This is a genomic window from uncultured Roseovarius sp. (assembly GCF_947489715.1).
In the GTDB taxonomy this organism is placed as follows: Bacteria; Pseudomonadota; Alphaproteobacteria; order Rhodobacterales; family Rhodobacteraceae; genus Roseovarius.
Map to the genome: position 1 here is coordinate 1 of NZ_CANLER010000035.1, position 705 is coordinate 705.

Below are 705 nucleotides of genomic sequence, written 5' to 3' on the forward strand. Positions count from 1 at the left end.
GAAGGTGATGTTGCGCGACGTGTTGGCCACGTAAGCGGCGAGATCATCGCGCGGAGTGTCGTGATCATAGCTGAGCGGACGGTCGATGGTGACGGTGTCGCCATTGATGGCAGTGATTGTCACTTCTTCGTCCTGGGTGCCGCCATGTTCTTTGACACCGGTCTCGCGGTTATAGAACCAACCTTCTTTATGCGTGCCGGTCAGGACGAGCGTGTCGCCCACCTGCCAGTTATCAGGTATGTCAGACAGTTTGATCTTGGTGTCGCCTGACATCGGCGCATCGTCAACCTTGAGATAAGCTGTCTTTTCGGCGCCGTGGATCTCGACTTCGCCATGTGAAATGACCCCGCGGGACAGCAGCGAGGGATCCCAGCCGACATCGATATCATCGTTATTGGCGATGATGATCTGCGCATCGACGCCATCTTCGATCGGATTGTCTTCGGTTCCGATTTCAAGGCGCCCGCTGGGCGAGACGACCATCGTGTCGACCAGGATTTTGGTATCAATATCAGTGGCAAAGGTTAGTTCGCCATCGACGCGCACGGTAAAGATCGATTCGTCGCTTTCGCCGTCATATTTCACGGAAACACCACGAGGGATCAGAACTTGCGCACCTGCGTCGGGGATTTCGCCCTTGTACCAGGTGCCGGGATCGAACCAGTCCCCATTGCTGATGGCAATGTGAGTCGCCTCGGAACGGGG

1 protein-coding gene is annotated in these 705 nt (G+C 56.2%); it reads right to left on the reverse strand.

Annotated elements, in window-relative coordinates; genetic code table 11:
• On the reverse strand, positions 1 to 705 hold a 705-nt coding region (locus Q1B27_RS24460), incomplete at both ends, for a G8 domain-containing protein (RefSeq protein WP_299852811.1).